At 63.8% G+C, this 23,841-nt stretch carries 20 protein-coding genes; 3 read left to right on the top strand and 17 right to left on the bottom strand.

Annotated elements, in window-relative coordinates; genetic code table 11:
- Nucleotides 1–14: 14 nt before the first annotated feature.
- Complete coding sequence (locus AAGW05_RS13540) at nucleotides 15–557, bottom strand: PH domain-containing protein (protein ID WP_411805078.1); 543 nt, start codon at nucleotides 555–557, stop codon at nucleotides 15–17.
- Nucleotides 550–1,494 (bottom strand): biotin--[acetyl-CoA-carboxylase] ligase, encoded by a 945-nt coding sequence (locus AAGW05_RS13535; protein ID WP_411805077.1) that lies wholly within the window; start codon nucleotides 1,492–1,494, stop codon nucleotides 550–552. Before AAGW05_RS13535 ends, AAGW05_RS13540 begins: the two co-directional genes overlap by 8 nt.
- A gap of 191 nt (nucleotides 1,495–1,685) precedes the next feature.
- On the opposite strand from AAGW05_RS13535, the gene AAGW05_RS13530 reads away from it, so the two are divergent.
- Together AAGW05_RS13530 and AAGW05_RS13525 are read left to right on the top strand one after the other, a co-directional pair.
- Nucleotides 1,686–3,269, top strand: coding sequence for an acyl-CoA carboxylase subunit beta (locus AAGW05_RS13530; protein WP_411805076.1), 1,584 nt, complete (start codon nucleotides 1,686–1,688; stop codon nucleotides 3,267–3,269).
- On the top strand, nucleotides 3,266–3,556 hold the full coding sequence (locus AAGW05_RS13525) for an acyl-CoA carboxylase subunit epsilon (RefSeq protein WP_411805075.1): 291 nt from the start codon (nucleotides 3,266–3,268) through the stop codon (nucleotides 3,554–3,556). Before AAGW05_RS13530 ends, AAGW05_RS13525 begins: the two co-directional genes overlap by 4 nt.
- A gap of 51 nt (nucleotides 3,557–3,607) precedes the next feature.
- Here AAGW05_RS13525 and AAGW05_RS13520 read toward each other — a convergent pair whose 3' ends face one another.
- On the bottom strand, nucleotides 3,608–5,770 hold the full coding sequence (locus AAGW05_RS13520) for an FUSC family protein (protein WP_411805074.1): 2,163 nt from the start codon (nucleotides 5,768–5,770) through the stop codon (nucleotides 3,608–3,610).
- Nucleotides 5,771–5,895: 125 nt separating this feature from the next.
- Here AAGW05_RS13520 and AAGW05_RS13515 point away from each other — a divergent pair, with 125 nt between their 5' ends.
- Nucleotides 5,896–7,611: a DUF885 domain-containing protein gene (locus AAGW05_RS13515; RefSeq protein WP_411805073.1), complete on the top strand. Its 1,716-nt coding sequence runs from the start codon at nucleotides 5,896–5,898 to the stop codon at nucleotides 7,609–7,611.
- 29 nt (nucleotides 7,612–7,640) lie between these two features.
- Here the strand turns inward: AAGW05_RS13515 and AAGW05_RS13510 are convergent, their stop codons facing one another.
- The 14 genes from AAGW05_RS13510 to AAGW05_RS13445 all read right to left on the bottom strand — a co-directional run bounded on the left by AAGW05_RS13510 (nucleotide 7,641) and on the right by AAGW05_RS13445 (nucleotide 23,603).
- Nucleotides 7,641–8,837: a thiolase family protein gene (locus tag AAGW05_RS13510; RefSeq protein WP_411805072.1), complete on the bottom strand. Its 1,197-nt coding sequence runs from the start codon at nucleotides 8,835–8,837 to the stop codon at nucleotides 7,641–7,643.
- Between the two features lie 87 nt (nucleotides 8,838–8,924).
- Nucleotides 8,925–9,851, bottom strand: a complete 927-nt coding sequence (locus AAGW05_RS13505) for a cytochrome b/b6 domain-containing protein (RefSeq protein WP_411805071.1) — start codon at nucleotides 9,849–9,851, stop codon at nucleotides 8,925–8,927.
- Complete coding sequence (locus AAGW05_RS13500) at nucleotides 9,848–10,822, bottom strand: electron transfer flavoprotein subunit alpha/FixB family protein (protein ID WP_411805070.1); 975 nt, start codon at nucleotides 10,820–10,822, stop codon at nucleotides 9,848–9,850. The genes AAGW05_RS13505 and AAGW05_RS13500 overlap by 4 nt, the downstream gene beginning before the upstream one ends.
- A 15-nt stretch (nucleotides 10,823–10,837) precedes the next feature.
- The gene (locus AAGW05_RS13495) at nucleotides 10,838–11,611 is read right to left on the bottom strand and encodes an electron transfer flavoprotein subunit beta/FixA family protein (RefSeq protein ID WP_411805068.1); all 774 of its coding nucleotides are present in this window, start codon (nucleotides 11,609–11,611) and stop codon (nucleotides 10,838–10,840) included.
- A gap of 62 nt (nucleotides 11,612–11,673) precedes the next feature.
- On the bottom strand, nucleotides 11,674–12,831 hold the full coding sequence (locus tag AAGW05_RS13490) for an acyl-CoA dehydrogenase family protein (RefSeq protein WP_411805067.1): 1,158 nt from the start codon (nucleotides 12,829–12,831) through the stop codon (nucleotides 11,674–11,676).
- A 36-nt stretch (nucleotides 12,832–12,867) separates the two neighbouring features.
- On the bottom strand, nucleotides 12,868–13,836 hold the full coding sequence (locus tag AAGW05_RS13485; protein ID WP_411805066.1) for a C-terminal binding protein: 969 nt from the start codon (nucleotides 13,834–13,836) through the stop codon (nucleotides 12,868–12,870).
- On the bottom strand, nucleotides 13,833–15,257 hold the full coding sequence (locus tag AAGW05_RS13480; protein ID WP_411805065.1) for an aldehyde dehydrogenase family protein: 1,425 nt from the start codon (nucleotides 15,255–15,257) through the stop codon (nucleotides 13,833–13,835). The genes AAGW05_RS13485 and AAGW05_RS13480 overlap by 4 nt, the downstream gene beginning before the upstream one ends.
- Nucleotides 15,254–16,879 carry a thiamine pyrophosphate-binding protein gene (locus tag AAGW05_RS13475; RefSeq protein ID WP_411805064.1) on the bottom strand — a complete coding sequence of 542 codons (1,626 nt, stop codon included), beginning with the start codon at nucleotides 16,877–16,879 and terminating at the stop codon, nucleotides 15,254–15,256. Before AAGW05_RS13475 ends, AAGW05_RS13480 begins: the two co-directional genes overlap by 4 nt.
- Nucleotides 16,876–17,682, bottom strand: a complete 807-nt coding sequence (locus AAGW05_RS13470; RefSeq protein ID WP_411805063.1) for an SDR family oxidoreductase — start codon at nucleotides 17,680–17,682, stop codon at nucleotides 16,876–16,878. Before AAGW05_RS13470 ends, AAGW05_RS13475 begins: the two co-directional genes overlap by 4 nt.
- Before the next feature lie 11 nt (nucleotides 17,683–17,693).
- Complete coding sequence (locus AAGW05_RS13465) at nucleotides 17,694–19,733, bottom strand: acetate--CoA ligase family protein (RefSeq protein ID WP_411805062.1); 2,040 nt, start codon at nucleotides 19,731–19,733, stop codon at nucleotides 17,694–17,696.
- On the bottom strand, nucleotides 19,714–20,808 hold the full coding sequence (locus tag AAGW05_RS13460) for an ABC transporter ATP-binding protein (protein ID WP_411805061.1): 1,095 nt from the start codon (nucleotides 20,806–20,808) through the stop codon (nucleotides 19,714–19,716). The genes AAGW05_RS13465 and AAGW05_RS13460 overlap by 20 nt, the downstream gene beginning before the upstream one ends.
- A 1-nt stretch (nucleotide 20,809) precedes the next feature.
- The gene (locus AAGW05_RS13455) at nucleotides 20,810–21,634 is read right to left on the bottom strand and encodes an ABC transporter permease (RefSeq protein ID WP_411805060.1); all 825 of its coding nucleotides are present in this window, start codon (nucleotides 21,632–21,634) and stop codon (nucleotides 20,810–20,812) included.
- Nucleotides 21,631–22,545, bottom strand: a complete 915-nt coding sequence (locus AAGW05_RS13450; protein ID WP_411805059.1) for an ABC transporter permease — start codon at nucleotides 22,543–22,545, stop codon at nucleotides 21,631–21,633. The genes AAGW05_RS13455 and AAGW05_RS13450 overlap by 4 nt, the downstream gene beginning before the upstream one ends.
- A complete protein-coding gene (locus AAGW05_RS13445) occupies nucleotides 22,542–23,603 on the bottom strand; it encodes an ABC transporter substrate-binding protein (protein ID WP_411805058.1) in 1,062 nt (353 codons plus the stop codon). Before AAGW05_RS13445 ends, AAGW05_RS13450 begins: the two co-directional genes overlap by 4 nt.
- Nucleotides 23,604–23,841: the final 238 nt, after the last annotated feature.

Raw genomic sequence — 23,841 nt, 5'->3', positions numbered from 1 at the left:
CCAACTTCACTAGCCTAGTCCCCCGGCCGGGGACTTTGCTGAATGGACTCTCTGAACACCTTGGTCCACGCCTGTTGGGTCTCACTATTAAACCTGTTAAGTACGGGAACTTCAGCAATCGTTCGGACAGGACCCCTGTACATGTGCAATTGCAGGTCACCGGAACCGACCATTTTTTGCCGCCAATTCTGTACGGGACGCACCTCCTGGACCTGTTCCAGGACGTGGATCTCCTTGATCCGGCCCAGCACACCACGCCTGACGAGCAGCCTCTGGTTGGTCAGCACGTAGCGCGTGAACACCCAGCGCAGCACGCGCCGCACCGGGTAGGCCAGCAGCATGAAAATCACCCCCGTCGACACCAGCGCAACGGCTGGCTGGCGCAAGGCGGCGGCGCCGGGTGCCCACCGGGCGAAGGGCACCGGCTGCAGGGCGCCCAGCCCGGCAAAACCAATGAAGAGCAGCATCAAGCCCACCGTGATGGGCCAAATAAGCGGGCGCGGGTGGGGGCGGATGCGAAGTTCCACCTGTTCATCCTCCAGCAGCCACTTAGGCATACGTCACCGTGCCGTCTGGCCCCGTGCGGCGCAGGTGGACCACATCCCCGGCGCTGACGGCGTGGACCGTCCCGCCCGCATCGCGCAGCAGTAGCGCGCCGTCGACTCCCAGGCCCGTAGCAGTTCCCTGCAGCATGGCGCCGCCGGGCAGTTCGGCCCGCACCTCCGCGCCCAGGGTTCCCATATGCGACCCAGCCAGTTCCAGCAGGCTCAACCCGCCTGCCAGCGGACGCTGCGCATCCCCGCCAACGGCCACAAATTCCCTGTACAGGGCGGCAAACTTGTTCAAATACGCCGGCAGCAGGACATTGCGGTCAAGCACTGTTCCGCCCTCCACCAAGAGGGACGTGGCGCGGGGTGTCGGCAGCTCATCGGCCCGCAGGCTGACATTGATCCCCGCCCCGACCACGACGCCGGGTCCCTCCCGGGTGCCCGAGGCAGGCACGACCTGGGCCAGGATTCCCGCCAGCTTGCGGCCGTTGGCAACGACGTCGTTTGGCCACTTTAGCTCGGCCGGCACCCCTGTGAGGGTACGCAGCCGCTCGCACGCGGCAATTCCGGCAAGGATGGAAAGCCAGCCGTAGCCTGTCGGCAGGAAAGCGGCAGGGTTTCCGGTTCCGTTGTGCCGCAGCTGTGCCGCGGGATGCAGGTAGACACTTGAAATCATGGCCGCCCCCGCCGGCACCTCCCAGGATCTGCCCAGGCGGCCCTTTCCCGCGGGCTGGGCATCGGCAATCAGAACGCTCAGGTCAGGCCAGCGCGCCGTACTGTCCGCGGCGTGTGCGGCAAGGTCGGTGTTCGTTGATCCGGCGGAGGCGACAACCTCCACACGGGCGAAGTTCCCCTGGGGGTGGGTCAGCGCGGCCTTCAGCGATGCTGCGTTCAGTGGCGCGGGCTGCGGGCCGGGTTGCTTGGATATTATTGCTGCGCCATTCATGGTTTCAATCCTATCGGCACCCTCTGACACGCCGACCGGTGGCGGTATCTAAGATTGTTTTCTGCCGACTTTGTAGGGTTCCTACACACGCAAGCGCCAATTCCCTTATTAGACTGATCCTAGAGTTTGCCCTTTTGTGCAATTCCTATGAATGGGCACGACGTTTTCCACACTATTGAGCCGGAGTACCAATGAGCCACGATCTATCAACGACAGCAGGCAAAATTGCCGATTTTCGCGACCGCCTGGCTCAGTCCGAAAAGCCTTCCGGTGAGGCAGCCATAGAAAAGCAGCATGCCAAGGGCAAGAACACCGCCCGCGAACGCATCGACTTGCTGGTTGACCCCGATTCCTTCGTGGAGTTCGACGCCCTGGCCGTACACCGTTCCACAGCGTTCGGCATGGAGAAGAAGAAGCCGCTGGGCGACGGCGTCGTCTCCGGCTACGGCACAGTTGACGGCCGCCTCGTGGCCATCTACAGCCAGGACTTCAGTGTTTACGGCGGCTCATTGAGCCAGGTCAACGGCGAGAAGATCGTCAAGGTCCAGGAATTTGCCATGCGCAACGGCTGCCCCGTGGTGGGTATCAACGACGGCGGCGGCGCCCGCATCCAGGAGGGCGTGGCCTCGCTGGCCATGTTTGCCGACATCTTCCGCAACAACGTGCATGCATCCGGCGTCGTCCCCCAGATCTCCCTCATCATGGGCCCCTGCGCCGGCGGTGCCGCCTACTCCCCCGCCCTGACCGACTACGTTGTCATGGTCGATAAGACCTCTCACATGTTCATCACCGGCCCCGACGTCATCAAGACGGTGACTGGCGAGGACGTAGACATGGAAACCTTGGGCGGGGCCCGCCAGCACAACGCCACCACGGGAACCTCCACCTACCTGGCCACGGACGAGGCAGATGCCATTGAGTTTGTCCGCGAGCTCCTTGACTTCCTGCCCTCGAACAACCTCGCCGAGGCGCCCGTCAGCGACCATGGGCAGGAGTTGACGCTCGAGGACGCCGACCTCGCCCTTGACACGTTGATTCCGGACTCGGCGAACCAGCCCTACAACATGCGCGACGTGATCGAGCAGATCCTCGACGACGCCCACTTCCTTGAGATGCAGGCCCTCTACGCACCCAACGTCATGATCGGCTACGGCAGGATCGAGGGCCGCACCGTGGGCATCGTGGCCAACCAGCCGATGCAGTTCGCGGGCACCCTTGACATCAACGCCTCCGAAAAGGCCGCCCGCTTTGTCCGCAATTGCGACGCCTTCAACATTCCGATCATCACCTTGGTGGACGTCCCCGGCTTCCTGCCCGGTAAGGACCAGGAATTCCAGGGCATCATCCGCCGCGGCGCGAAGCTGCTCTACGCCTACGCCGAAGCCACAGTGCCGAAGCTGACTGTCATCACCCGCAAGGCCTACGGCGGAGCGTACATCGTCATGGGTTCGAAGAAGCTCGGCGCCGATTTGAACCTGGCCTGGCCCACGGCCCAGATCGGCGTTATGGGCGCCCAGGGTGCTGTGAACATCTTGTACCGCCGCGACCTGGCGGCCGTTGAGGCCGAAGGCGGCGACGTCGAGGCACGCCGGGCCGAGATTGTGCGCAACTACGAAGACGAACTGCTCAACCCGTACCAGGCAGCAGAATTGGGCTACGTTGACGCCGTCATCGCCCCTTCGGATACGCGCATCCAGCTCATCAAGGGCCTGCGCGCACTGCATGATAAGCGTGCCAGCCTGCCCGCCAAGAAGCACGGGAACATGCCGCTATGATCCCCGAACGCTCCCAGAGCTCACAAGCTCGCTCCGGGGCCCTCGCGTTCGGGGGCCCAACCACCGACCCAACACATGGGAACCCCGCCGCGGAGCCTTTGCTGAGCGTCACCAAAGGCAACCCGACGGCCGAAGAGCTTGCTGCCGTGACCGCCGTCGTGCTTGCCTTGGCGGCCGGGGGTGAAACGGCATCCACTGCGGCGCCCACGAGGCATTGGGCCAGGCGGTCGCAGCTGAACCTGCCACCGAGCCCCGGCGCCGGTTCATGGCGGCGTTCGGCACGCTAGGCACGCCAGTAACGACGCCGGCACCAGATGCGCCCCCACCAGCTCGCGAAATCAGCCGGGGCTGCTTGTTTGAGGCCGCGGATGGGGAGCGGGTTTGGCGTGTTCGCGCAGTAGGTGCACCGTGGTGTCCAGGGCATTGGCGATTCGATCCGTGGCATCCAACAGTGCCGGGCGCACCGTCGCTGGCCCTGCTTGAACCTGGTCCAGCGCGTCCTTGAGCCGTGCATAGGAATCGCGCATGTTGGGCGCTCCCCGCGGCGCGCTGCCATCGACGACCGACTTCTCACAGGCCCTCATGGTGCGGGCGTAGTCGCTGATAAACGGCTCCATTTTCTCCAACAGCGGCCCCGCGGACAGGCCATCAGCCTGCATGGACAGGCGTGCGGCATCCACCACCATGGCGGCCTGGATCAACAGGTGGCTTTGCACCAAGACACCCTGCCCCACGTCAAGGCTGGCCTGCCCGGACACCGGTTCAGCCTCGGTTCGTTGCAAGGACGCCTGGGCGTTGGACCGGGCCAGCCTGGCCGTGCTCCGGGCACCCTCAAGGGCAAATTTGGCGGCGTCCTTATCCGCCACCGTCACCAAGTATTGACGGTAGGCGCCCAGCAGGTCCGCAATCTTCGCCGGCAGGTAGCTGCGTTCCCACGCGGGCCAAATCACGGTTGCGCCCACGGCAAGGATGCCGGCCAAGATGGTGTCCACGATGCGCGGAATAACGACGGCGGTGGCTGGCGAACCGGCAAGGTCAAGCAGCGCCACCAGGTAGGCAGCGGTCCAGATACTCATGAAGAAGGCGTTGGGCGCCCCTGAAATTCGAACCCCAAACACAAATACCACCACGAGTGCCACGAGTGCGTACTCGGCTCCGGGTGCCACCAGAAACGTAGCCGCCGTACCAATGGCAAGGCCCAGCAACGTCCCAAAAAGTCTGGCGCTGGTGCGATGCAGCGTGGCGGCAAAGTCGGGGCGCATGAGCAACAGCACCATCAAGGAAATCCAATAGCCCCTGTCACTGCCCGGCAGGAACCGCGCCAACCCGTCGGCTGCCGTGACCACCACCGTCAGGCGGACGGCATGCCGGGCGATGGCTGAATCCCAGCGCAGATTGGCTTTGATCGTTTGCAGGGGAGCCTGCACGGCCATCTTCACGCTCCCCACACGGGCGGTGTCCTGGACCACACGCCCCTCCACGGCTCCGGGATTGACCATGCGCGAACAAGCACGGAGTTGACCGGCCAGTGCCCTGGCATGCATGGCGGCAAACCTTCCGGTGGGCGAATCCGGGTAGCCGGCCATAACCTCCTCCAGCACGGCCAGCGCGGCCCGCGCCGGTGCCAGCACTTCCGTGTCAATGACGGCACCCTTGCGCAGGCACCCTGCCACGGCCTCCAACGCTGTGCCGCTGGCGCTCAACATTTCGTGGATGGCGTCACGGGGCTCCAGCATCTCAACCCGCTCAAACCGCTCCAAACAATAGGCCAGGGCCATGACCTCCAGCCGGATTCGTTCAGCCTCATCCAGCAGTCCCCGGTAGGACTGCATGCTCGGTCCTTGCCCGTGGCCGAATCCGGTGATGGTGGCCCGTGCGGCGTCCAACAGCGCCCCCGCCCCCGGGGCCATCATGACCGGGTGTGCCGACCGGGTGCGCAGGGCCAGGGCGTCAAAGACACTGGCCAGCGCTCTTCGCTCCGGCGCATGCCGGTGCAGCGGCCACCCGGCGATGGCAAGCAGGCTTTGCAGGAGCCCGGCGGCAGTCACCACCGCGGCAATGCCCAACGCCCCTGATAGCGACATGGGGAAGCGGTTCAAAACAATGGCCACGGCTGTTCCGGCAATACCGATTTGGGCCACATTGGCGCCCAGCGCGAGCATCATGCCTGACGTGAAAGCAAAAACGGCGACCAGCAGCAAGGACAGCGGCACCGAATGTGCACACAGCACAGAAAGGCCACCGCCAATGCCGACGGCCAATGAAGTCCCTGACATTCGAGCAAAACGGACCCGGTAACTGCCGGGGCGGTCGGCGAACGCGGCAAACAACGCGCCCACCGCGCCGAAGACGGCGATGGGATAGTTTCCGCTGGCCACCCCGATGAGCAGAACAATAGCCACCCCGATCGCGTTGCGCGCCGCAACAACAGGGTCCGACTGCGAGAAATCCAGTCGCAGCGACTTCTTAAACGTCGCCGCAACTGCTTGTATTGCGCTCACGAAACCCAGTATGGCAGGCCAAGGCGGCAAGCTGGCGAAAAGTTCTCCAAGGCCCCGTTCGTGTCCACCAAGCGCCCGGCCGAAGTGCCCGGCGCAGAGGAGACCTCAGCAGATATGCTCGTGCCATGACTCTCGCTTCCGCAGCACACACCCGCCCGGCCACCGCCATCGATGCGGCCGCCAACGCATACACAGAACGCCTCCTGGAGCTCGACCCCGGTTTTGCCACACAGCTGGGCCGGCCCGGACACGAAACCGACTACAGGGACCACTCCCCTGCCGGGCTGCAGGCTGGGGCAGACGCCACCCGCCGCGCCCTGGCCGAACTTGCCGGGCTGGAGCCCGCGGATGAGGTGGACAGGGTGACCCTGCACGCCATGCGCGAGCGTCTCGGGCTGGAGCTGGAACTCCACGAAACAGGGTGGCCGCTTGCAGACCTGAACAACATCGCCTGCCCCGCCCAGGAAATCCGCGCCATCTTTGACCTCATGCCCACGGCAACAATCACCGATTGGGAGCACATATCCGGCCGCCTGGCGAACGTCCCGGGCGCGGTGGACGGCTACGTGGCCTCATTGCGTGAGGGTGCTGCCCGCGGACTCGTCGCCGCCCGACGCCAGGTGTCGACGGTGATCGCGCAGTGCACACGGCACGCCGCGGCCGACGGATTCTTTGCCTCGCTGGCCGCAGGTGCAGCCCTGGACCGTACAGAAGGGACGGACGACGGCGTCACGCAGCTCCCGGCCTACCTCGCCGAGGCGCTGGCAGCCAATGCGGAACTGGCGCGTGCCGGTTATGGCACGCTCGTGACGTTCCTGCGCGAGGAACTGCTGCCGCTGGCGCCGGAGGCCGACGCGGTGGGCCGGGAACGCTACGCACTTGCCTCGCGCACCTTCCTCGGCTCCGCCGTCGACCTTGACGAAAGCTACGCGTGGGGCGTTGCCGAACTGGATCGGGTCATTGCCGAGCAGGAGGCCGTGGCCGGGAAGATCCGGCCCGGCGCCACCGTCGAGGAGGCGAAGGCGCTGCTGAATGCAGACCCCGCCCGGGCGCTGCACGGCACGGCGGAACTGGTGGCCTGGATGCAGGAACTTTCCAACGCGGCCGTCGCCGACCTCGCCGGCACCCAGTTCGACATCCCCGAGATCATGCGCACGCTCGAGTGCAAGATAGCGCCGACGCATGACGGCGGGATCTACTACACGGGCCCTTCGGAGGACTTCTCACGGCCGGGCCGCATGTGGTGGTCGGTGCCCGAGGGTGAGGATTCGTTCACGACCTGGGCCGAAACCACCACTGTCTACCACGAGGGCGTGCCGGGCCACCACCTGCAGGTTGCCACGGCCACCTACCAATCGGCCCTGTTGAACGACTGGCGCCGCAATGCCTGCTGGGTGTCCGGCCACGGCGAGGGCTGGGCGCTTTACGCCGAGCGGCTCATGGACCAGCTTGGCTACCTGTCGGATCCGGGCGATGCGATGGGCATGCTTGACGGCCAGCGCATGCGCGCCGCCCGTGTGGTATTCGACATCGGCGTGCACCTTGAACTTGAAATCCCTGCCCGCTGGGGCAGCGGCACGTGGACGGCCGGGAAGGGCCGTGAGTTCCTGGCGAAGAACCTTGACATCTCCGCCGGGCAGCTCGACTTCGAGTTCAACCGCTACCTCGGCTGGCCTGGGCAGGCGCCGTCGTACAAGATCGGCCAGCGCCTGTGGGAGGAAATCCGGGACGCCCGTGCCGCCAGGGACGGCGACGCGTTCTCACTGCGCGACTTCCACACACAGGCCCTGAATCTTGGCTCGGTCGGGCTCGACACGCTCAAGATGGCGTTGCTCGGCTGACCCTTTTGGGCTTCCCACCAGCCGGGAAACTAGGAAACCCTCCGGAATAACGCTGCGAGGGCCTGGCCGCCACCTATGCACATGGTCACCACGCCCAGTTCCAGATCGCGGCGCACCAGATCCTTGGCAACACGCAGGCTCAGCATGGCACCCGTGGCACCCACCGGGTGGCCCAAGGCAATGGCCCCGCCGTACGGGTTGGTCTTGGCGGGGTCCAATCCGGCATCTCGCATGACAGCGACGGCCTGTGCGGCAAAGGCCTCGTTCAGCTCGATCGTGTCAATGTCCGCCGCAGTAGTCCCGGTCAGTGCGAACAACTTTTGCAGAGCCAGGGTGGGCGCATATCCCATCAATTGTGGATCCAGTGCGGCCGTTGTGACGGCTTCCAGTGTCACCAGGCCCTGCAGTCCGCGCTCCAGGGCGGCACCTGCACGGGCCAATACCACCGCTGCACCGCCGTCGTTGATGCCCGAGGCGTTGCCGGCCGTGACCGTCCCGCCCTTTTCAAAGGCAGCTCGCAGCCCGGCGAGGGTTTCCAACGTGGTCTCAGGCTTGGGATGCTCATCGAGGGTGACCGTGTGTGGCTTGCGCCCGCCCACCTCCACCGGGGTGATCTCCTGGGCAAAGGCGGCCTGCGCAGCCGGTGTTGCCGCCCGACGCTGGGACTCAACGGCAAATTCGTCCTGGTCTTGGCGAGATACCCCGTACTTACGGGCCACGTTTTCGGCCGTGACGCCCATGTGGATGTTGCTGAACGGGTCCGTCAGCATGGCCACGGTCCCATCTACCAGGGTGCGGTCCCCCATCCGGAACCCAGCCCGGGCGTTGAAATCGTAGAACGGCATACGCGTCATCGACTCGTTGCCTCCGGCCAAGGTGAAGTCCGTCCCGGCCCACCGCATTTGCATGGCTGCAGACCAGATGGCCTGCAGCCCACTGCCACACAGCCGGTTCACGGTGTACGCAGGAGTGGACTTGTCCAGGCCGGCTGCCAAGGCTACCCGGCGCGCGTTGTAGGCATCAGCCCCCACCTGCCCGATGCAGCCCATCACCACTTCGGAAATATCCGCCCCTGAAATACCGGAACGCTCAATGGCGGCCCTGGCTGCCGCCGCCCCCAGCTCATGGGCCGGCACATCCTTCAAGACCCCGCCAAAACTGCCGATCGGGGTTCGAGCACCCTCCAAGATGACAATTTTCTCTGCGTTCATCGCTGCTGCGTTCATTGCGTGTGTCCTTCGTGTTGAAGTTTTTCCCAGATAGGGCGAAGGTGCTGCAACCCCGTTGCAGTCAATAATGGTTGACAAGAGCCGTTAGCGGCTGACCCTGCCGGTGAGGGAGGCGATGGAGCGCAGGAACAACGGCCTCGCCATGAACCAGGCAGCCACCATGACCGCCAGCGACACCGCAAAGATCCCCACACCCAGCCAACTATCATCAGTTCGTCCTGCGTACATGTGATTCAAGTTTTGCAGGGCCCCAGTGGTCAGCACCAGGGTCACATGCACTGCCATGAAGGCCACAAAATAGAACATGACGGGAAGGTGAAGTGCCCGGGCTACCTCGATCGGGTACAGCTTGTTAAGTGCCGTGTTCTTCGGCCAGGCCGGGGACATCCTTAATCCTGAGATCAGTGCCAGCGGTGCAGCCACAAACACGGTCACAAAATATGCCAGTACCTGAAGCGCGTTGTAGTTCACCCAACCAGATTCCAAAGGCCAATTAAAGGATGCGTATTGCAGCATGGCCGAGGCCGCGTTCGGGATAATATCCCAGCTTGTGGGCACAATTCGCATCCACTGGTTCGTGGCGAACAACAACACCATGAATACGATGCCGTTCAGCACCCATAAAGCGTCCAAGGAAAGGTGGAGCCACAGGTCAAGACTGATCTTTTTTGGAGTCCCCTTGGTCCGGATCAGTCCTTTGTTGTTCCGGGTCCAATAGGCCGCAGGACGCGTGGTGGTGCGCACCTGCCACCCTGTGCGCACTATCAGCAGGAGGAAAAACCCGTTGAGGAAATGCTGCCAGCCCAGCCATGCCGGCAACCCCACAGGAGCCCCGGCTGGCAGTGCCGAGTGCCCGGTGTACCGGGTCAGGAAGTCCTGTGCCCCGTCAGTGCCGCGCAGCCATCTGGCACCGAGCACCACCAAGACCAAAAGCACCACGGCGGCCACTGTTGTGAGTGCCAACCGCACCTTTTTATCTCCTCCGGCGCGCCGGGTCTGCAAGGTCGTCATGTGCCCGAACGTGCTTCCAGTGCGGAGATCAATTGCGGCACTACAGTAAAGATGTCTCCCACAATGCCGAAGTCTGCCACGTCAAAGATCGGTGCGTCCGCGTCGGAGTTCACGGCCACAATGGTCTTGGCCGTCTGCATTCCGGCCCTGTGTTGGATGGCCCCCGAAATGCCCAAGGCAATGTAGAGCTGGGGCGAGACGCTCACTCCCGTCTGACCCACCTGCGCCGACTGTTGCACATATCCAGCGTCCACTGCAGCCCGGGACGCTCCCACAGCAGCGCCGAGCGCGTCGGCCAGTTCGTCAACCAACGCAAAGTTCTCCATGGAACCCAGTCCACGCCCACCAGCCACCACGCGGGCTGCCCCACGCAGTTCCGGACGGTCGCTCAGTGCTGTGGCTGCCTTTGTTGAAAGGATCGTGGCCGCCGGTCCCTGTAACGGTTCCAGCACAACAGTGGTCACGGCGGGAGTTGCCGCCGGGGCCTTGTCCTCGATGGCGCCTTGGCGAACGGTCAGAACTGCAACTCCGGCCGTAACGGTGGCTTCCACTGTGTAGTCACCACCTAGGACCGAGTGCGTTCCAATGATGGTCTCACCCTCCCTTCGTACGTCAACGATGTCGGCAAGTAGTCCTGCACCTGTGCGGGCGGCGAAACGGGCGGCTGCGTCGCGTCCGGCCACGGAGTTCGCGGCCACAACGGCCACCGGGTTCAGTGCCTGCGCCGCCGCCGTGAGTGCCGCGAGGTCAGGGGCTACCAAAAGCTGGCCAACGCTCTGGGACTCAGCCAAGAACACCGTCGCGGCGCCCCAGGCACCAAGCTGCTCTACTAGTTCGGCGCCGCGTCCCGGAGCCACAGCCACAACAGCTACGGGCGAGCCGATCTTGGCGGCGGCACCGAGCAGACCTGCGGTGGTATTGCTAAGTGCTCCGCTTGCGGTGGTTTCAATGAGTGTCACGACATTTTTCATGATGGTCCCTATGTCCTAGATCAAACGGCTGGAGCGCAGGAACGCCGCCAATTCTGTCCCTGCATTTCCTTCATCGACAATGACCCGCCCTGCACTACGGGCTGGGCTGCGCACCGTGCTGAGAACAACGGTGCTAGCCGCTGTGCCGTTAGAGGGCTGTGGGCCCAGCTCGGCGACGCTCATCACGGACAGCGGCTTGCGCTTGGCTGTGATGATGCCCTTAAAGCTGGGGAACCGTGCCTCTGCGCAGCGTTCGGTGACCGAGACGACCGCGGGAAGGGGGACGCTGGCACGCAGCGAACCGGATTCAGTGCCGCGCTCCCCTATCACTGCCTGTTCAGAAAATTCAAGGGTGTCAACGGCACTCATCAGTGGCATCGATAAGTGCTCGGCGATCATGGCTGGCACAACACCGCCGCGACCATCGGTTGACTCGTTGCCAGCCAACACCAGGTCGGCGCCGGTGTGGCGCAGGGCGGCGGCGAGCACTGCTGCCGTCCGCCCCGCATCCGCACCGGCTAGGTTCGCATCGAGAACGTGAAGTGCAGAGTCGGCGCCCATGGACAGGGCTTTCCGCAACCCCTTCGTGAGGGTGTCTGGGCCCATGGAGAGAACTACTACCTCGGTGCCTTTGTTTGCGTCCTTATACTTCAACGCCACTTCCAAGGCACGTTCGTTGATCTCGTCCAACAAGTTTTCTCCGGAGCGGTCCAAGATCCCCTGTGCGGGGTCAAGGCTGCGCTGCTCCCCGGTGTCTGGAACCTGCTTCACCAACACTGCAATCTTCACGTTGAACTTCCTTCTCATCCCCGATGGGTGGGCCTTATGGGCTAGGCCGTTGACTGGTAGTGCTAGAGGTTGCGGGAGATCACCAAGCGCATGATGTCCGAGGTGCCTTCCTCGATTTCCTCCAGCTTGACATCGCGCATCCACTGCTCAACCGGGTACTCACGCGAGTATCCCCAACCACCGAGGGTCTGAACAGCCGCCCAGGTGACAAACATGGCGGTCTCGGAGGCCTGCAGCTTGGCCATGGCGGCCAGACCGTTGACGTCTTCACCGGCGTCGAGCTGGCGTGCGGCGTGCAGCGTCATCAGCCATGCCGATTCAATCCGGGTGGCCATGTCGGCCAGACGGAACGCCACGGCCTGGTGTTCGATGATGGGCTTGCCGAACTGCGTGCGTGTCCGTGCGTAGTCCAGTGCGTACTCGTAGGCTGCGCGGGCGGCACCCGTGGAGGCGGCTGCCAAGATCACCCGGGAAACATCGAAGGTCTTCATGAGTCCGTAGAAACCCTGGCCTTCCTCGCCCAGGCGGTCTTCTTCCGGAACAAACACGTTGTCAAAGAACATTTCGCGACACACGATGGCTCGCTGGCCCATTTTTTTCATCGGCTCGCCAAAGGAAATGCCGGGGGTGTCCTTTTTTAGCAGGAATGCGGTGACGCCCTTGGAGCGCTGGGACGGGTCGGTCTTGGCAAACACCACGTACTGATCGGCCAGGCCGGCGTTGGAGATCCAAGCCTTCTGGCCGTTGATGGAGTAGCCGCCTTGAACCTTCTCGGCGCGGGTCACCATCGAGGCGGAGTCGGAGCCGGAGCCGGGCTCGGTGGTGGCCAGGGCTGTAAACACAGCATCAGGACCGGCCAGCGGGGTCAGCCACTTCTTCTTCTGGTCCTCGCTGCCCAGGGCCAGGATGGGGTCGGCGAAGAAACCGTTGGAGCACACAAAGTTGCCAATGCCAGGATCCCCCCAGCACAGTTGCTCCTGCACCAGGCACTGGGTGAAGGCGTCGGTAAACCCGCCGCCGCCGTATTCCTCCGGCATCATAAAGTCGGTGATGCCCACTTCGGCGGCTTTTTGGAAGATGTCCACGGGGGAGACGGTGTCCGCCTCATCCACTTCACGCCCACGCGGGCGGATCTCATTGGTGGCAAAATCCTTGACCATTTCAACGATGGCGCGCTGCTCATCGCTCAACGGCCAGTATTCAACGTTCTTCTTTGCCATGGTCTTCTCCTGTGTTTTAGTGTTAAGTGTTTTGGTCTAGGCCGTGAACTGCGCCACAAGGGGCGTGTTCACGGGGTTCTTGGGGATCTGGCGGTGGTGCCAGGAGACAACATTTTCTGCTTGTTGAAGCACGTAGTCCCGTGCCGATTCGGCCGAGAGATACGCCGCATGGGGACTGAGTAAAACCCGGGGATGGCCCACCATGGCGTCTGCCGCGTCGGGCGGTTCCACAGCCAGCACATCCAGGGCTGCCCCGCCCAGCTGCCCACTGTCCAGCGCGTGCGCCAGTGCCCCGTGGTCAACCAGTCCCCCGCGGGAGACATTGACTAAAAACGAACCTCTTGGCATGAGTGCCAGGGTTGCCGCGTTCACCAGGCCAGCCGTCCCGGCGCTGAGCGGAAGATGCAAGCTGATTAGCTCGCTGCGGGCAAAAAGCTCCGGGAGTGCCACGGATTCCACCCCGTCAGGAACGTCTAAGAAGGGATCGAAGCCCAGGACGGTGCCCACCGCAGGGCGGATCAGGCTTGCGAACCGGGCACCGATGCGCCCCAGCCCCACCACGCCCACGGTGGTTTCCGAGAGGCGGCGCGGCTTTTCGTTGCTGACGTTCCAGTTCCCGGCCCGAACGTCCCGGTCCAGGAACGGCAACCCGCGCATCAGCGACAACGCCATGGCGAAGGCGTGCGTGGCCACTTCTTCGGTGGCCGCAGCCGGGACGTTGGATACCCAGATGCCGCGGTGGGCGGCGGCTTCCGTGTCCACCATGTCAAAGCCCACTGATTGGGTGGCCACAATGCGCAACTCCCCCAGCCGGTCCAAGAGCTCAGCATCCACCGGGGAGTAGCCGATCAACAGCGCCTGCGCGTCCTGCGCCGTTTGGGCGATCATCGCCGGATCGGCACTGCTGGCCACGCGAACCTCAAAGCCGGCAGCTTCCAGCAGCTCAATGCCGGGCTGCGGGTCGGTTCCCACCACATCCGTGTAGACGGCGATGGGGCGGGTCATCGCTGCACCGCCGTGATTTCGGTGTATTCTTCCAAGCCCAGGGCTCCGAGTTCGCGACCGATCCCGGAATCCTTCCACCCGCCAAACGGTGCCTGCGGGTTGAACGCTGCGCCGTTGAGGTCCACCTGGCCGGTGTCCAGCTGCCGGGCGATCGCCAGCGCACGTTCGGTACTGGCGGCCCAAACTGCACCGGCCAGACCGTACACCGTTCCGTTGGCAATTTCCACGGCATCCGCTTCAGTGTCGTAGGGGTGGACCACCAGTACGGGTCCGAAGATCTCTTGCTGGCTGGCGGGATCATTCGGTTCCAGATCCGCCAGGATGGTCGGGTTCACAAAGTGACCGACGTCGTTTCCCGGGCTGGTGGGGCCCGTCACAACCCGTGCGCCGCGGGCAACGGCGCCGGCGATCACGGCGAGTACGTCCGCCTTCTGCGTGGCGCTGATCAGCGGGCCCAGGTCGGTGGTTTCCAGGCAGGGGTCTCCCACCACGAGTGATTTGGCGTGGGCTGCCGCCACTTCCAGGGCTTCCTCGTACCGTTCGGCCGGCACCAGCAATCGGGTCCAGGCGCTGCAGGTCTGACCGCTGTTGAGCATGGCAGACTCCACTGTGCCCGTGACAGCCGCCGCAAAGTCGGCGTCGCGGGCCACGATGGAGGATGATTTGCCGCCCAGTTCCAGGCAGGCCCGCTTCAAGTTCCGCGCCGCGGTGGCCCCCACCTGGCGTCCCACGGCCGTGGAGCCGGTGAAGGAGACCAAATCCACGCCGGGGTGGCCGGTCAAGGCGTTGCCGATGGCGCTGCCTGCCCCGCTGATGAGGTTGAAGACGCCGTCGGGCAGTCCGGCGGCAAGCGTGGCCTCGGCGAAAATGTAGGAAGACAGGGGCGCCAGCAGTGCTGGCTTGAGTACAACCGTGCACCCGGCGGCCAGAGCCGGGCCCACCTTGGCGGCGAGTTGATAGAGCGGGTAGTTCCAGGGTGTGATGCAGGCGATTACCCCCACCGGCTTGCGCAACAGCACCGAGTTTCCGGTTTCCTCCTCAAAGGCGTAGCTGCGGGCGTGCCCGGCGGCGGCCTCAAACAGTTCAATGGCCAAATCCACATGCCAGGCACGGGCGTTCACCACCGATACACCCACCTCAGCTACGGTGACCTCAATCAGTTCCTCGCGGCGATCCTTCAGTGCCGCCACGAGCCTGTCCAGGGCACAGGCACGCTCAGCGGGAGCAGTTTGGCCCCAGGCGCCGGCAGCCTTGCGTGCTGCCGCAACGGCGGCGTCCACCACGGCTTCATCGCAGAGTGCGGCGGAGCCGATGATCTCCTCAGTGGCCGGGTTCTCAACGTTGGCGGCGGCGGCGCTCTGCTGCCAGCTGCCGCCGATCAGTACGTCGTCACGGAACCAGGAGGTGGTGGGTGTGCTCATGACATTCCCTTCGCTGCTCGGCTGTATTCATGGATGTGCAGCACGGTGGGCCGGTCTGCGTCGAGCGCCGACTTGATGGCGTTGGTGAGTTCGTCAGCATTTTCAATGGCAATGCCGTAGCACCCCAGCGACCGGGCCAGGGCCGGGAAGTCCGGGGCGCCCAGAGCCACTGCGTGCACGGGTTCGTTACGGTCGGCCATTTCGTTGCGGATCTCCCCGTAGCCGCCGTTGTCAACGATGACAATGGGCAGCGCCAGCCCCAGTTGTGCGGCCGTGGCCAGTTCGGCGATGGTGAACATGATGCCGCCGTCGCCTTGAAGGACCAGCACGGGAGTGTCCGGGTTGGCCACCTTGGCCCCAATCCCGGCGGGCAGACCATAGCCCAGCGTGCCGACGCCGGTCGGGTACAAGAAGGCGTTGGGCCGGTGCAGGGGCAGGTTGGACAGAGCCCCGTAGTAGCATGCCATGGCGCTGTCTGCGGCCACAATGGCGTCCCTGGGCAGTGCCGCCTCAAGGGCGGCGACGATCTCCAGCCACGGGGCGCCCTCGGTCTGGGCGTCCGTTGTAAAAGCCTTGAGGCACGCGGCTGCCCGCTCGGCACCGGAGTCGGTTCTTGCACCAGCACCGGCGTCGGAACCGGCGTCGAGCATGGGCACCAGCGCATCCAGCACGGTGGCCGCATCCCCCACCAGGGCACGGGCGGGGACGGCATTGGTGTTGATGGACGTGGCGTCGATGTCGACCCGGACCAGCTTGCCGGCCAGCTCGGGCAGGCCCAGCCACCAATCGGCGGGCGAGAGCTCCGTGCCGACGGCCAGCACGGCGTCGGCGTCGCTGAAGGCTGTCAGCACGCTGGGGTGCTGGACGCCGGCGCCGACGGACAACGCATGGTCCTCGTCGAAGATGCCTTTGCCGTTCGTGGTGGCAAAAACAGGTGCGGACAGGGCTTCGGCGATGGCCCGGACCTGGGCGGCGGCGCGGGATGCGCCTCCACCCACCAACAGCAACGGGCGTTTGGCGGCGGAGAGCAGCGCCGCGGCGGCGGTGAGCTGCGCGGCAGGGGCCGAAACGATTCCGGCGTGGACCGGCGGGACGACGGTGGCCTCCCCCACCTCGTCCAAGAGGTCCAGCGGGATTTCCAGGTGCACGGGGCGCGGACGGCCACTACCCATGGCGGCAAATGCCTGGGCCACGGCCAGCGGAATCTCGGCCACGCTGGTGACGCGGTGACTGTAGGCCACCACCGCGGCCAAGGCAGCACCCTGGTCCTTGATTTCATGCAGCAGCCCATTGCCCAGGCCCGGATGGCGCAGCGGCATCCCTGGGGAGATGAACAGCACAGGGATGGAGTCCGAATAGGCCTGGGCGGCGGCGGCCGCCGCGTTAAGGATGGCCGGGCCCGTGGTGGTCAGCACCACGCCGGGGCGCCCCGATGACCGGGCGTACCCGTCGGCGGCGTAGCCGGCACCCTGCTCATGGCGGGGCGAGACGTGGGTGATGCCGTACCGTGGCAGTGCCGCGTAGGCCGCGAGGTTGTGGGTGCCGGGGATCCCAAAAATGGTGTCGACGCCGTGCGCAGCCAGCCCTGCAACGAGGGCCTCCCCTCCTGTCATGGTGCTCATGCCTTGGTCTCTTCCTTGGTGTAGACGCTCTTTCCCAGCCACTGTCCGCCGTCAACCACCATGACTTCGCCGGTCACGTAATCGGCGCGTGGGCTCAGGAGGTAGGAAGCAGATTCGGCAATTTCTGCCGGGCTGGCAAACCGGCCGGCAGGGACACCGTCCAAGACCTTGGCGCGGGCAGTTTCGTTGCCCCACAGTGCTGCGCTGGCGCCTTCGGTTTCGGTGGGGCCGGGGGCGATGCAGTTCACGCGGACACCGCGGGCTGCCCATTCAACGGCCAGGGTGCGGGTCATGGCTACGATGCCGCCCTTGGCCGCGGCGCTGTGGACCGTGCCCGGGTGGCCGTGCCATGCGTACGTGGCAATGACGTTCAGGATGCTGCCCGTCCCGGCCGCAAGCATGTGCTGCGCTGCGGCGTGGGTGGCGAAGAACGTGCCGTTTAGAACAATGTCAATCACGGCCTTCCACCCATTGGGGCTCAGGTCTTCACCGTTGGCGATGAAGTTGCCGGCCGCATTGTTCACGAGGGCGTCGATGCGCCCCTCGCGCTCCACCACGCCGTTGATGGCCTCGGCCAGGCCCTGGGCGTCACGGACGTCGCAGGAAATGTAGTTGGCTGCGCCGCCGGCCTCGGTGATGAGCCGAACGGTTTCCACCAGCGGCTCCTCCCGGCGGCCAACCACCACTACCTTCCCGCCGGCGGCGGCATAGCGTTGGGCGATCGCACGGCCAATGCCGGAGCCTCCCCCGGTGACGACGGCCACCTTTCCGTTGAACTCTTCCCTGATGTCCGGAATAATCATGGCGTTCTCCTTCATGCGTTGACCGCGGCAGCCGTTAACACCAGTGCGTCGACGGCGAGTGCCCCCTCGGGGGCCACGCGGATGGGATTGACTTCAAATTCGGTAATGTGTTCGTTCGCTGCCACGGCCTCGGAGACTGACACCACAATGTCGGCCAAGGCGTCGATGTCCGTCGCGGGGCGCCCTCGCCAGCCCTGCAGCAACGGGAAGCACTTGAGCCGGGCGATCATCTCCAGAGCCGTGGACTTGGACACGGGCGCCAGTTCCACGCAAATGTCCTTGTGCAGTTCCGTTTCCGTGCCACCGGCCCCCACTGTCACCACTGGGCCAAAGTCCCTGTCGGACCGGGCGCCCACCAGCACTTCGACGGTGTTCGCACGCAGGTCCTGCTCTTCCACCACATAGTCCCCGTCGCCCAGGCGGGCGAACATGTCGTCATAGGCGGCCAGGAGCTGTTCAAGCGAGCCCAGGCCCAGCTTGACGCCGCCGTGTTCACTCTTGTGTTCAAGCCAACCGGCCTTCAGGACCACGGGGAACCCGAGCGTCTCCGCAGCCCGTACGACGTCGTCCCGTGACTGTGCCAGTTTGCCCGCCGGGGCGGGGATGCCCAGGCTTTCCAGTAATCCGCGAGCTGCCCAATAGCCTGGGCGGGGGGTGTCATCGCTGCGCACCGGGGTAGCCAGCTTACGCCCCGGGGTGGCGGCCAGGGCAGCCGCGGAAGCGAGCGTCCGCATGGCAAATTCAATCCCGTTGAAGGTTGGCACGCCGCGTTCCCACAGCCGGGTGACGGCAGCTGACCCGGCGCTCATGCTGTGCACCACCAAGGACAGCCCGGTGCGTGCAACGATGCTGCCCATTCTGTCCACCACCTCCAGCTCACGGTCCTCCATGGAGGGTGTGTCTTCGCCATAGCAGCCCAAATATCCCGAAAGCACCACCGCATCCACCTCCCCGGAGTCCAATAGCACTTCCACCAAGTCCGCATATACGTGGAGGTTAGCTTCGCCCGCGCCAGCCAAATCCACCGGGTTGGACACTGCTGCCCCGGCCGGAAGGATCCTGGCCAGACGTCCCTGCAGCGCCTCGGAAAACACGGGTGTTTCCAGCCCGTTCAAGGCAGCGGTGTCGGCGGCGATGCCGCCCTGTCCCCCGCTGTCACTAACAATGGCCGTCCGGCGCCCACGCGGTTTCGCGGCTGCCACCAAGAAGTGCGCCGTGTTCACCAGTTCTGTGGGCGTTGAGACTCGGATGGCGCCGGCGGCACGGCACGCTGCATCCACCGTGTCCAACGCTGACGTCAGTGAACCGGTGTGCGACTGGGCCAGGCGCTGGCTGCCGTCGCTTGCCCCTGTGGTCAACACCAGCGTTGTAATCCCGCCAGCAGCCAGCTTGCGCATGGTTTCCACCAGGCGGGCCCCACCGGTGAAGCTCTCCATGTACAAGGCAATGACCTTGGTTTCCTCGTGGTCGGACAAATCCGCCAACAGTTCAGCAGCCGTAACATCTAGCTGGTTGCCGACCGAGATGAAGCGTGAAACGCCCATTCCTACGCGCGCACCCAGATTGGCGATCTCGGAGCCGAGCTGGCCACTTTGCGAGATGATCGCCAGCGGACCGGGGGTGAAGTGACCCCAAGCAAGCTGCAGTTCTGAGCTGCCGTCAAAGAGCCCCAGACTGTTGGGTCCAATAATGCGCGCACCTGCGTCGCGGATCATGGCGCCGAGCGCCGCCTCGTCGGGGACGCCGGCGGTGATGCCCAAAAAGGCCTTAACACCGCAGGCCAGAGCTTCCCGGACCACGTCATGGACAAACCGCGGCGGCACGCACAGAACTACAAGGTCCGGTGTGGCGGGGAGAGCAGAAATATTGTTGTAGGCCGTTTGGCCCTGAACTGTGCTAGCCGAGCCATTGATCAAGTACACCTGACGGCGGGCGCTGCCGCGCAGTGCGCCGTTGGCCAGCCAGTATCCCCATTTGGCGTGATCGTCGGAGGCGCCGACCACGGCCACGGAGGACGGGTTGCGGAAAGGGTTAAGCGAGGACGCGTGCATCGGTGGCCTCCCAGTGCATCTGGATCTGGGCACCAACGTGGATGCCGTCTGGAGAGCGAGGAACGTCAGTGCGGGCAACCAGCAGGGCGCCAGCCCCGGTCCTGGCCTGCACGGTTCGGCTGCTGCCCAAATAAATGCAGTCCTCAACCGTGGCGAAGACATGATCGTTAGCTGGATTGGTCACGGCTCCAGCCGGCGCAACGCGGAGGTGCTCGGGGCGGATCAGCAGGGAGGTTCCTTCCGTGCGGTGTCCGGACGGAAGTTTGAATTCGCAAGCATGGTCCCCGTCAACGAAGGTGGAGTTTCTTACGTTGCCGTGGAAGAGGTTGGAAACTCCAACAAACTCTGCCGCGTAGCGGCAGTTCGGTGCATCGTAGAGCTCTTCGGGCGTGCCCAATTGAACGATTTTCCCATCCTGGAGCAGAGCAATGCGATCTGACATAGTCAACGCCTCGTCCTGATCGTGGGTGACAAACACAAACGTGATGCCAATGTCCTTATGCAATTTCCTGATTTCCAACTGCAGCTGCTCTCGAAGCATCTTGTCCAGGGCTCCCAGGGGCTCGTCCATCAGCAGAACACGGGGGCGGAAAACTATGGCACGGGCCAAGGCCACGCGCTGCTGCTGGCCACCTGAAATTTCGGTGGGCTTGCGGTTGCTGAGCCGGCCAAGTTCCACCAGGTCCAGCGCTTCGGCAACTCGGACGGCGATCTCAGCCTTGGGCACCTTCAATCGCTTGAGCGGGAAGGCCACGTTCTCGGCAACACTCATATGCGGGAAGAGGGCGTAGTGCTGGAACACCATGCCCAGCCCACGTTTGTGCGGAGGCAGCCTGGACATGTCGACCCCGTCGACCTCGATGGTCCCGGAAGATGGCTTGACGAAACCGGCCAAGATGTTCAACAGTGTGGACTTGCCGGAGCCGCTGGCGCCAAGCAGGGTCAGGAATTCCCCGCCGTGGATGTCCAGGTCCACATGGTCCAGGACAGTCAGGTCCTTGTAGGTCTTGCTGATCCCGGAGATGCGGATGGGTGCTCCCGGTACTTCCGGGGTCGTTCTGTGAGACTTCGTCATCTCATTGTCCTTCGTTGATGGTCAGGGCCGCACGGCGGCCAACAATTTTGCGGATCAGCTTCACGGCACCCATTAATAGGAACGTGGAGACGATCACGAGCAAGGCGAGGCTGGACACTGCGGCCACTGCCGGATCAACCTGGACCCGGATACCTGACCACATCTTCACGGGCATCGTGGTCAGTTCCGGGCCGGAGAGGAAGATGGCTGTGACCACTTCGTCCCAGCTGGTGATGAAGGCAAAGAGCGCGCCGGCCAGCACGCTGGGCAGAATCAACGGCAGCGTGATGCGGAAGAACGTTGACACCGGCCCGGAGCCCAGGTTCATGGCCGCCAGCTCCAGGCGGCGATCCACCGAGACCAGCCCCGAGGCGACGTTGATCATCACATAAGGCACACCCAGGCAGGTATGGACCAGCACGAAGCCGAGAGTGGTTTCGGTCAGACCCAGGTTCAAGAACGCGATGTAGACAGCCAGGCCCACAATCACGTACGGCACGATCAGCGGTGCCAGCAGGACTGCTGTGATGGCGTTTCGGAAGGGGAAGCGCCCGCGGACAAGGGCCAACGCAGCCATGGTGCCCAGTACCACAGAGATCATGGCGGACAGCACGGCCACCTTGAGGCTGGCAAATGCCGAGCGCCCCCAGGTGGGGTCATCAAGGAGCTGCTGGTACCACCGCAAGGACAGGTCCTTGGGGGGAAAGGTGAGGAAGGAACTGCTCGATAATGACATGGGGATGACCACCAGCACCGGCAGAAGCAAGTACATGCCGACTGCGACGGCCAGCAGGACAAGTCCCGATCTGGTCAGTATTTTTGTCATGACCGTCCCATCAAATGTTTTTGCAAATCAAAGTACTTGCTGGCAATGCCGATGAGGATGAAGGTTGTCACCAGCAACATCGTTGCCAGCGCCGCGGCAAACCCAAAGCGCAAGACAGTGCTGACCTGTTGGACAATAAGTTCACCAATCATGGTGTTCTTTGGCCCGCCTAGGAGTGCCGGGGTGATGTAGTAGCCCAGGGCCTGGACAAAAGTAAGCAAGACAGCGGCTGCCACGCCAGGCAGGCTCAGCGGCACAAAGACCCTCAAGAATGCCCCGGACGGCCTGTCCCCCAGACCTTCGGCGGCCTGCAGGAGTCGACGGTCGATGGTGCGCATAGTGGCGTAGATGGGCAGCACCGCGAAGGGTAGTGCCACTTGGACCATGCCAAACACCACCCCACCCATGGTGCGGATGATGGTGAGGGGCTGATCTATCACTCCGGCGTCTTGGGCCAGGGTATTGAGCACGCCGGTGTCACGCAACAACAGCACCAAGGCAAAGCTGCGGACCAAGATGCTTGTCCAAAATGGCACCAGAACCAGCACCATCATTACCGACCGCCACGCGGGTGTGGCCAGGGTCATCAAGTACGCGTAAGGGAAGGCCAGCAACAACGTGACGATGGTGACCACTGCCGCAGTGAAGAACGTGTTACCCAGCACCTTCACGTACACGGATTGGGCAAAAATTGCCGTGTAGTTTTGCCAGCCAAGGTTTGGATCGGTGAAGCTCTTTTGCAGCATCACGAACAGCGGGACGATGAACACCAACACCAAGAAGACAAGCAGCGGCAAAACCAGGGCACCCCACCCATCAATGCGCACCAAACGTGAAGCCCGGCGTTTGACTGCGGAGGGCGTGGGCGCGGGCAGCCGCAAGTCCTCCTTGGGACCTACGGCGAGACTCACTTGGCGATCCAGTTGTTCAGCTGTTCGGTAACTGTGTCATAGTTTTTGGCCCAGTATCCGTAGTCGATCAGACCGGCGGAATTCTTGGCGACTTCCTCGCTGCCAGCCAGGTCATTTCGATTCGCGGCGGGGACCAGGCCAATGGCTGCGCTGGAGACCGGGCCGTAACCGGAAGCCACTGCGTCATCGGCTTGGGCCTGGGGGTTGCCCAGGAACCACACCATCCAGTCAGCAGCCAGTTCTGCGTTGGCGTAGCCCTTGGGGATGACGACCTGATCGTAGGAGATGAGGTTCTGGCCATAGTCGTTGGCCACGGCCTGGCCTTCGGCAGCTGCTTTGGTGATGCGGCCGTTCCAGGCCTGCACCAGGGGCGCTTCGCCACTGGCAACAAGCTGAGTTTGTTGGTCACCGGTGTCGTACCAGACGATGTCCTTTTTGATCGTGTCCAGTTTTTTGAAGGCCCGGGGCAGATCCAGTGGGTAAAGCTTGTCGGCCGGGACACCGTCGGCGAGCAGTGCTGCCTCAAAGATGCCGCCGGTGGCGTACTTCCAGAATCCTCGCTTGCCGGGGTACGTCTTTGTGTCAAAGAATTCGGCCCATGTTGTGGGGTGCTTGTCCGCGAAGGTCTTGGTGTTGTAAGAGATGCTGAATGTGTATTGGAGATTGGGGATGGCACATGCACCCATCTGCGCATCAGGCACGCCGGCTTTCTTGGCGGCATCGATGACCCGCTGTGGGAGCTTCTCGAGAAGTCCCTTCTCGCAGGCCGTGTTGGCGAAGTTCGGCTCCACCTCCACGACGCCCCAGTTGACTTTTCCGGCGTTGACCTGAGCTTCGATCTTCGCGTAGTCCGTGGGTGAATCCTGTTTGATGGTGACTCCGTTTGCCTTGCCCCACGGTGTGAAGTAGCTATCCACGTGTGCGGTCTGCGCCTGGCCTCCCCACATCGTGACGGTGAGCGACTTGGCTTCATCGGCTGTGCTGCCACCCCCACAGGCCGAAAGTGTGAGTGCGAGCGCTGCCGCTCCTGCTAGTGCCGTGTACCCTCGTGCCACCATGTGGTCCAACTTCCATAGTTAACTAATCAGTCAGTTATCAATAAGACTGTGACGCAGTTCACCTGGATTGTCAACACTTGGGATCAGAGTTTCTCGAATAATGAGATTCCCGGGGTACGCGCGGCCGCCGGGTACAACACGCACTCAGAACAGGCGCACAGCAGCCGGCGCAAGGCACTGGCGCACGGCAGTCGGCAGGAGCACGGGCGCCGTGCTGGCGCTAGCGATGCCCCGGCGC

The organism is Arthrobacter sp. LAPM80 (assembly GCF_046736435.1).
Classification (GTDB): Bacteria; Actinomycetota; Actinomycetes; order Actinomycetales; family Micrococcaceae; genus Specibacter.
The sequence above is the reverse complement of the archived record's forward strand: the minus strand, read 5'-3'. Positions and strand labels throughout refer to the sequence as shown.

Bases quoted from the DNA above. Each gene is read 5' to 3' on its own strand.
- AAGW05_RS13470 (WP_411805063.1), bottom strand. From the start codon at position 17,682: ATGATTATTCCGGACATCAGGGAAGAGTTCAACGGAAAGGTGGCCGTC.
- AAGW05_RS13480 (WP_411805065.1), bottom strand. From the start codon at position 15,257: ATGAGCACACCCACCACCTCCTGGTTCCGTGACGACGTACTGATCGGC.
- AAGW05_RS13455 (WP_411805060.1), bottom strand. From the start codon at position 21,634: ATGACAAAAATACTGACCAGATCGGGACTTGTCCTGCTGGCCGTCGCA.
- AAGW05_RS13525 (WP_411805075.1), top strand. From the start codon at position 3,266: ATGATCCCCGAACGCTCCCAGAGCTCACAAGCTCGCTCCGGGGCCCTC.
- AAGW05_RS13515 (WP_411805073.1), top strand. From the start codon at position 5,896: ATGACTCTCGCTTCCGCAGCACACACCCGCCCGGCCACCGCCATCGAT.
- AAGW05_RS13460 (WP_411805061.1), bottom strand. From the start codon at position 20,808: ATGACGAAGTCTCACAGAACGACCCCGGAAGTACCGGGAGCACCCATC.
- AAGW05_RS13445 (WP_411805058.1), bottom strand. From the start codon at position 23,603: ATGGTGGCACGAGGGTACACGGCACTAGCAGGAGCGGCAGCGCTCGCA.
- AAGW05_RS13475 (WP_411805064.1), bottom strand. From the start codon at position 16,879: ATGAGCACCATGACAGGAGGGGAGGCCCTCGTTGCAGGGCTGGCTGCG.
- AAGW05_RS13535 (WP_411805077.1), bottom strand. From the start codon at position 1,494: ATGAATGGCGCAGCAATAATATCCAAGCAACCCGGCCCGCAGCCCGCG.
- AAGW05_RS13540 (WP_411805078.1), bottom strand. From the start codon at position 557: ATGCCTAAGTGGCTGCTGGAGGATGAACAGGTGGAACTTCGCATCCGC.
- AAGW05_RS13505 (WP_411805071.1), bottom strand. From the start codon at position 9,851: ATGACGACCTTGCAGACCCGGCGCGCCGGAGGAGATAAAAAGGTGCGG.
- AAGW05_RS13500 (WP_411805070.1), bottom strand. From the start codon at position 10,822: ATGAAAAATGTCGTGACACTCATTGAAACCACCGCAAGCGGAGCACTT.
- AAGW05_RS13485 (WP_411805066.1), bottom strand. From the start codon at position 13,836: ATGACCCGCCCCATCGCCGTCTACACGGATGTGGTGGGAACCGACCCG.
- AAGW05_RS13465 (WP_411805062.1), bottom strand. From the start codon at position 19,733: ATGCACGCGTCCTCGCTTAACCCTTTCCGCAACCCGTCCTCCGTGGCC.
- AAGW05_RS13530 (WP_411805076.1), top strand. From the start codon at position 1,686: ATGAGCCACGATCTATCAACGACAGCAGGCAAAATTGCCGATTTTCGC.
- AAGW05_RS13510 (WP_411805072.1), bottom strand. From the start codon at position 8,837: ATGAACGCAGCAGCGATGAACGCAGAGAAAATTGTCATCTTGGAGGGT.
- AAGW05_RS13490 (WP_411805067.1), bottom strand. From the start codon at position 12,831: ATGGCAAAGAAGAACGTTGAATACTGGCCGTTGAGCGATGAGCAGCGC.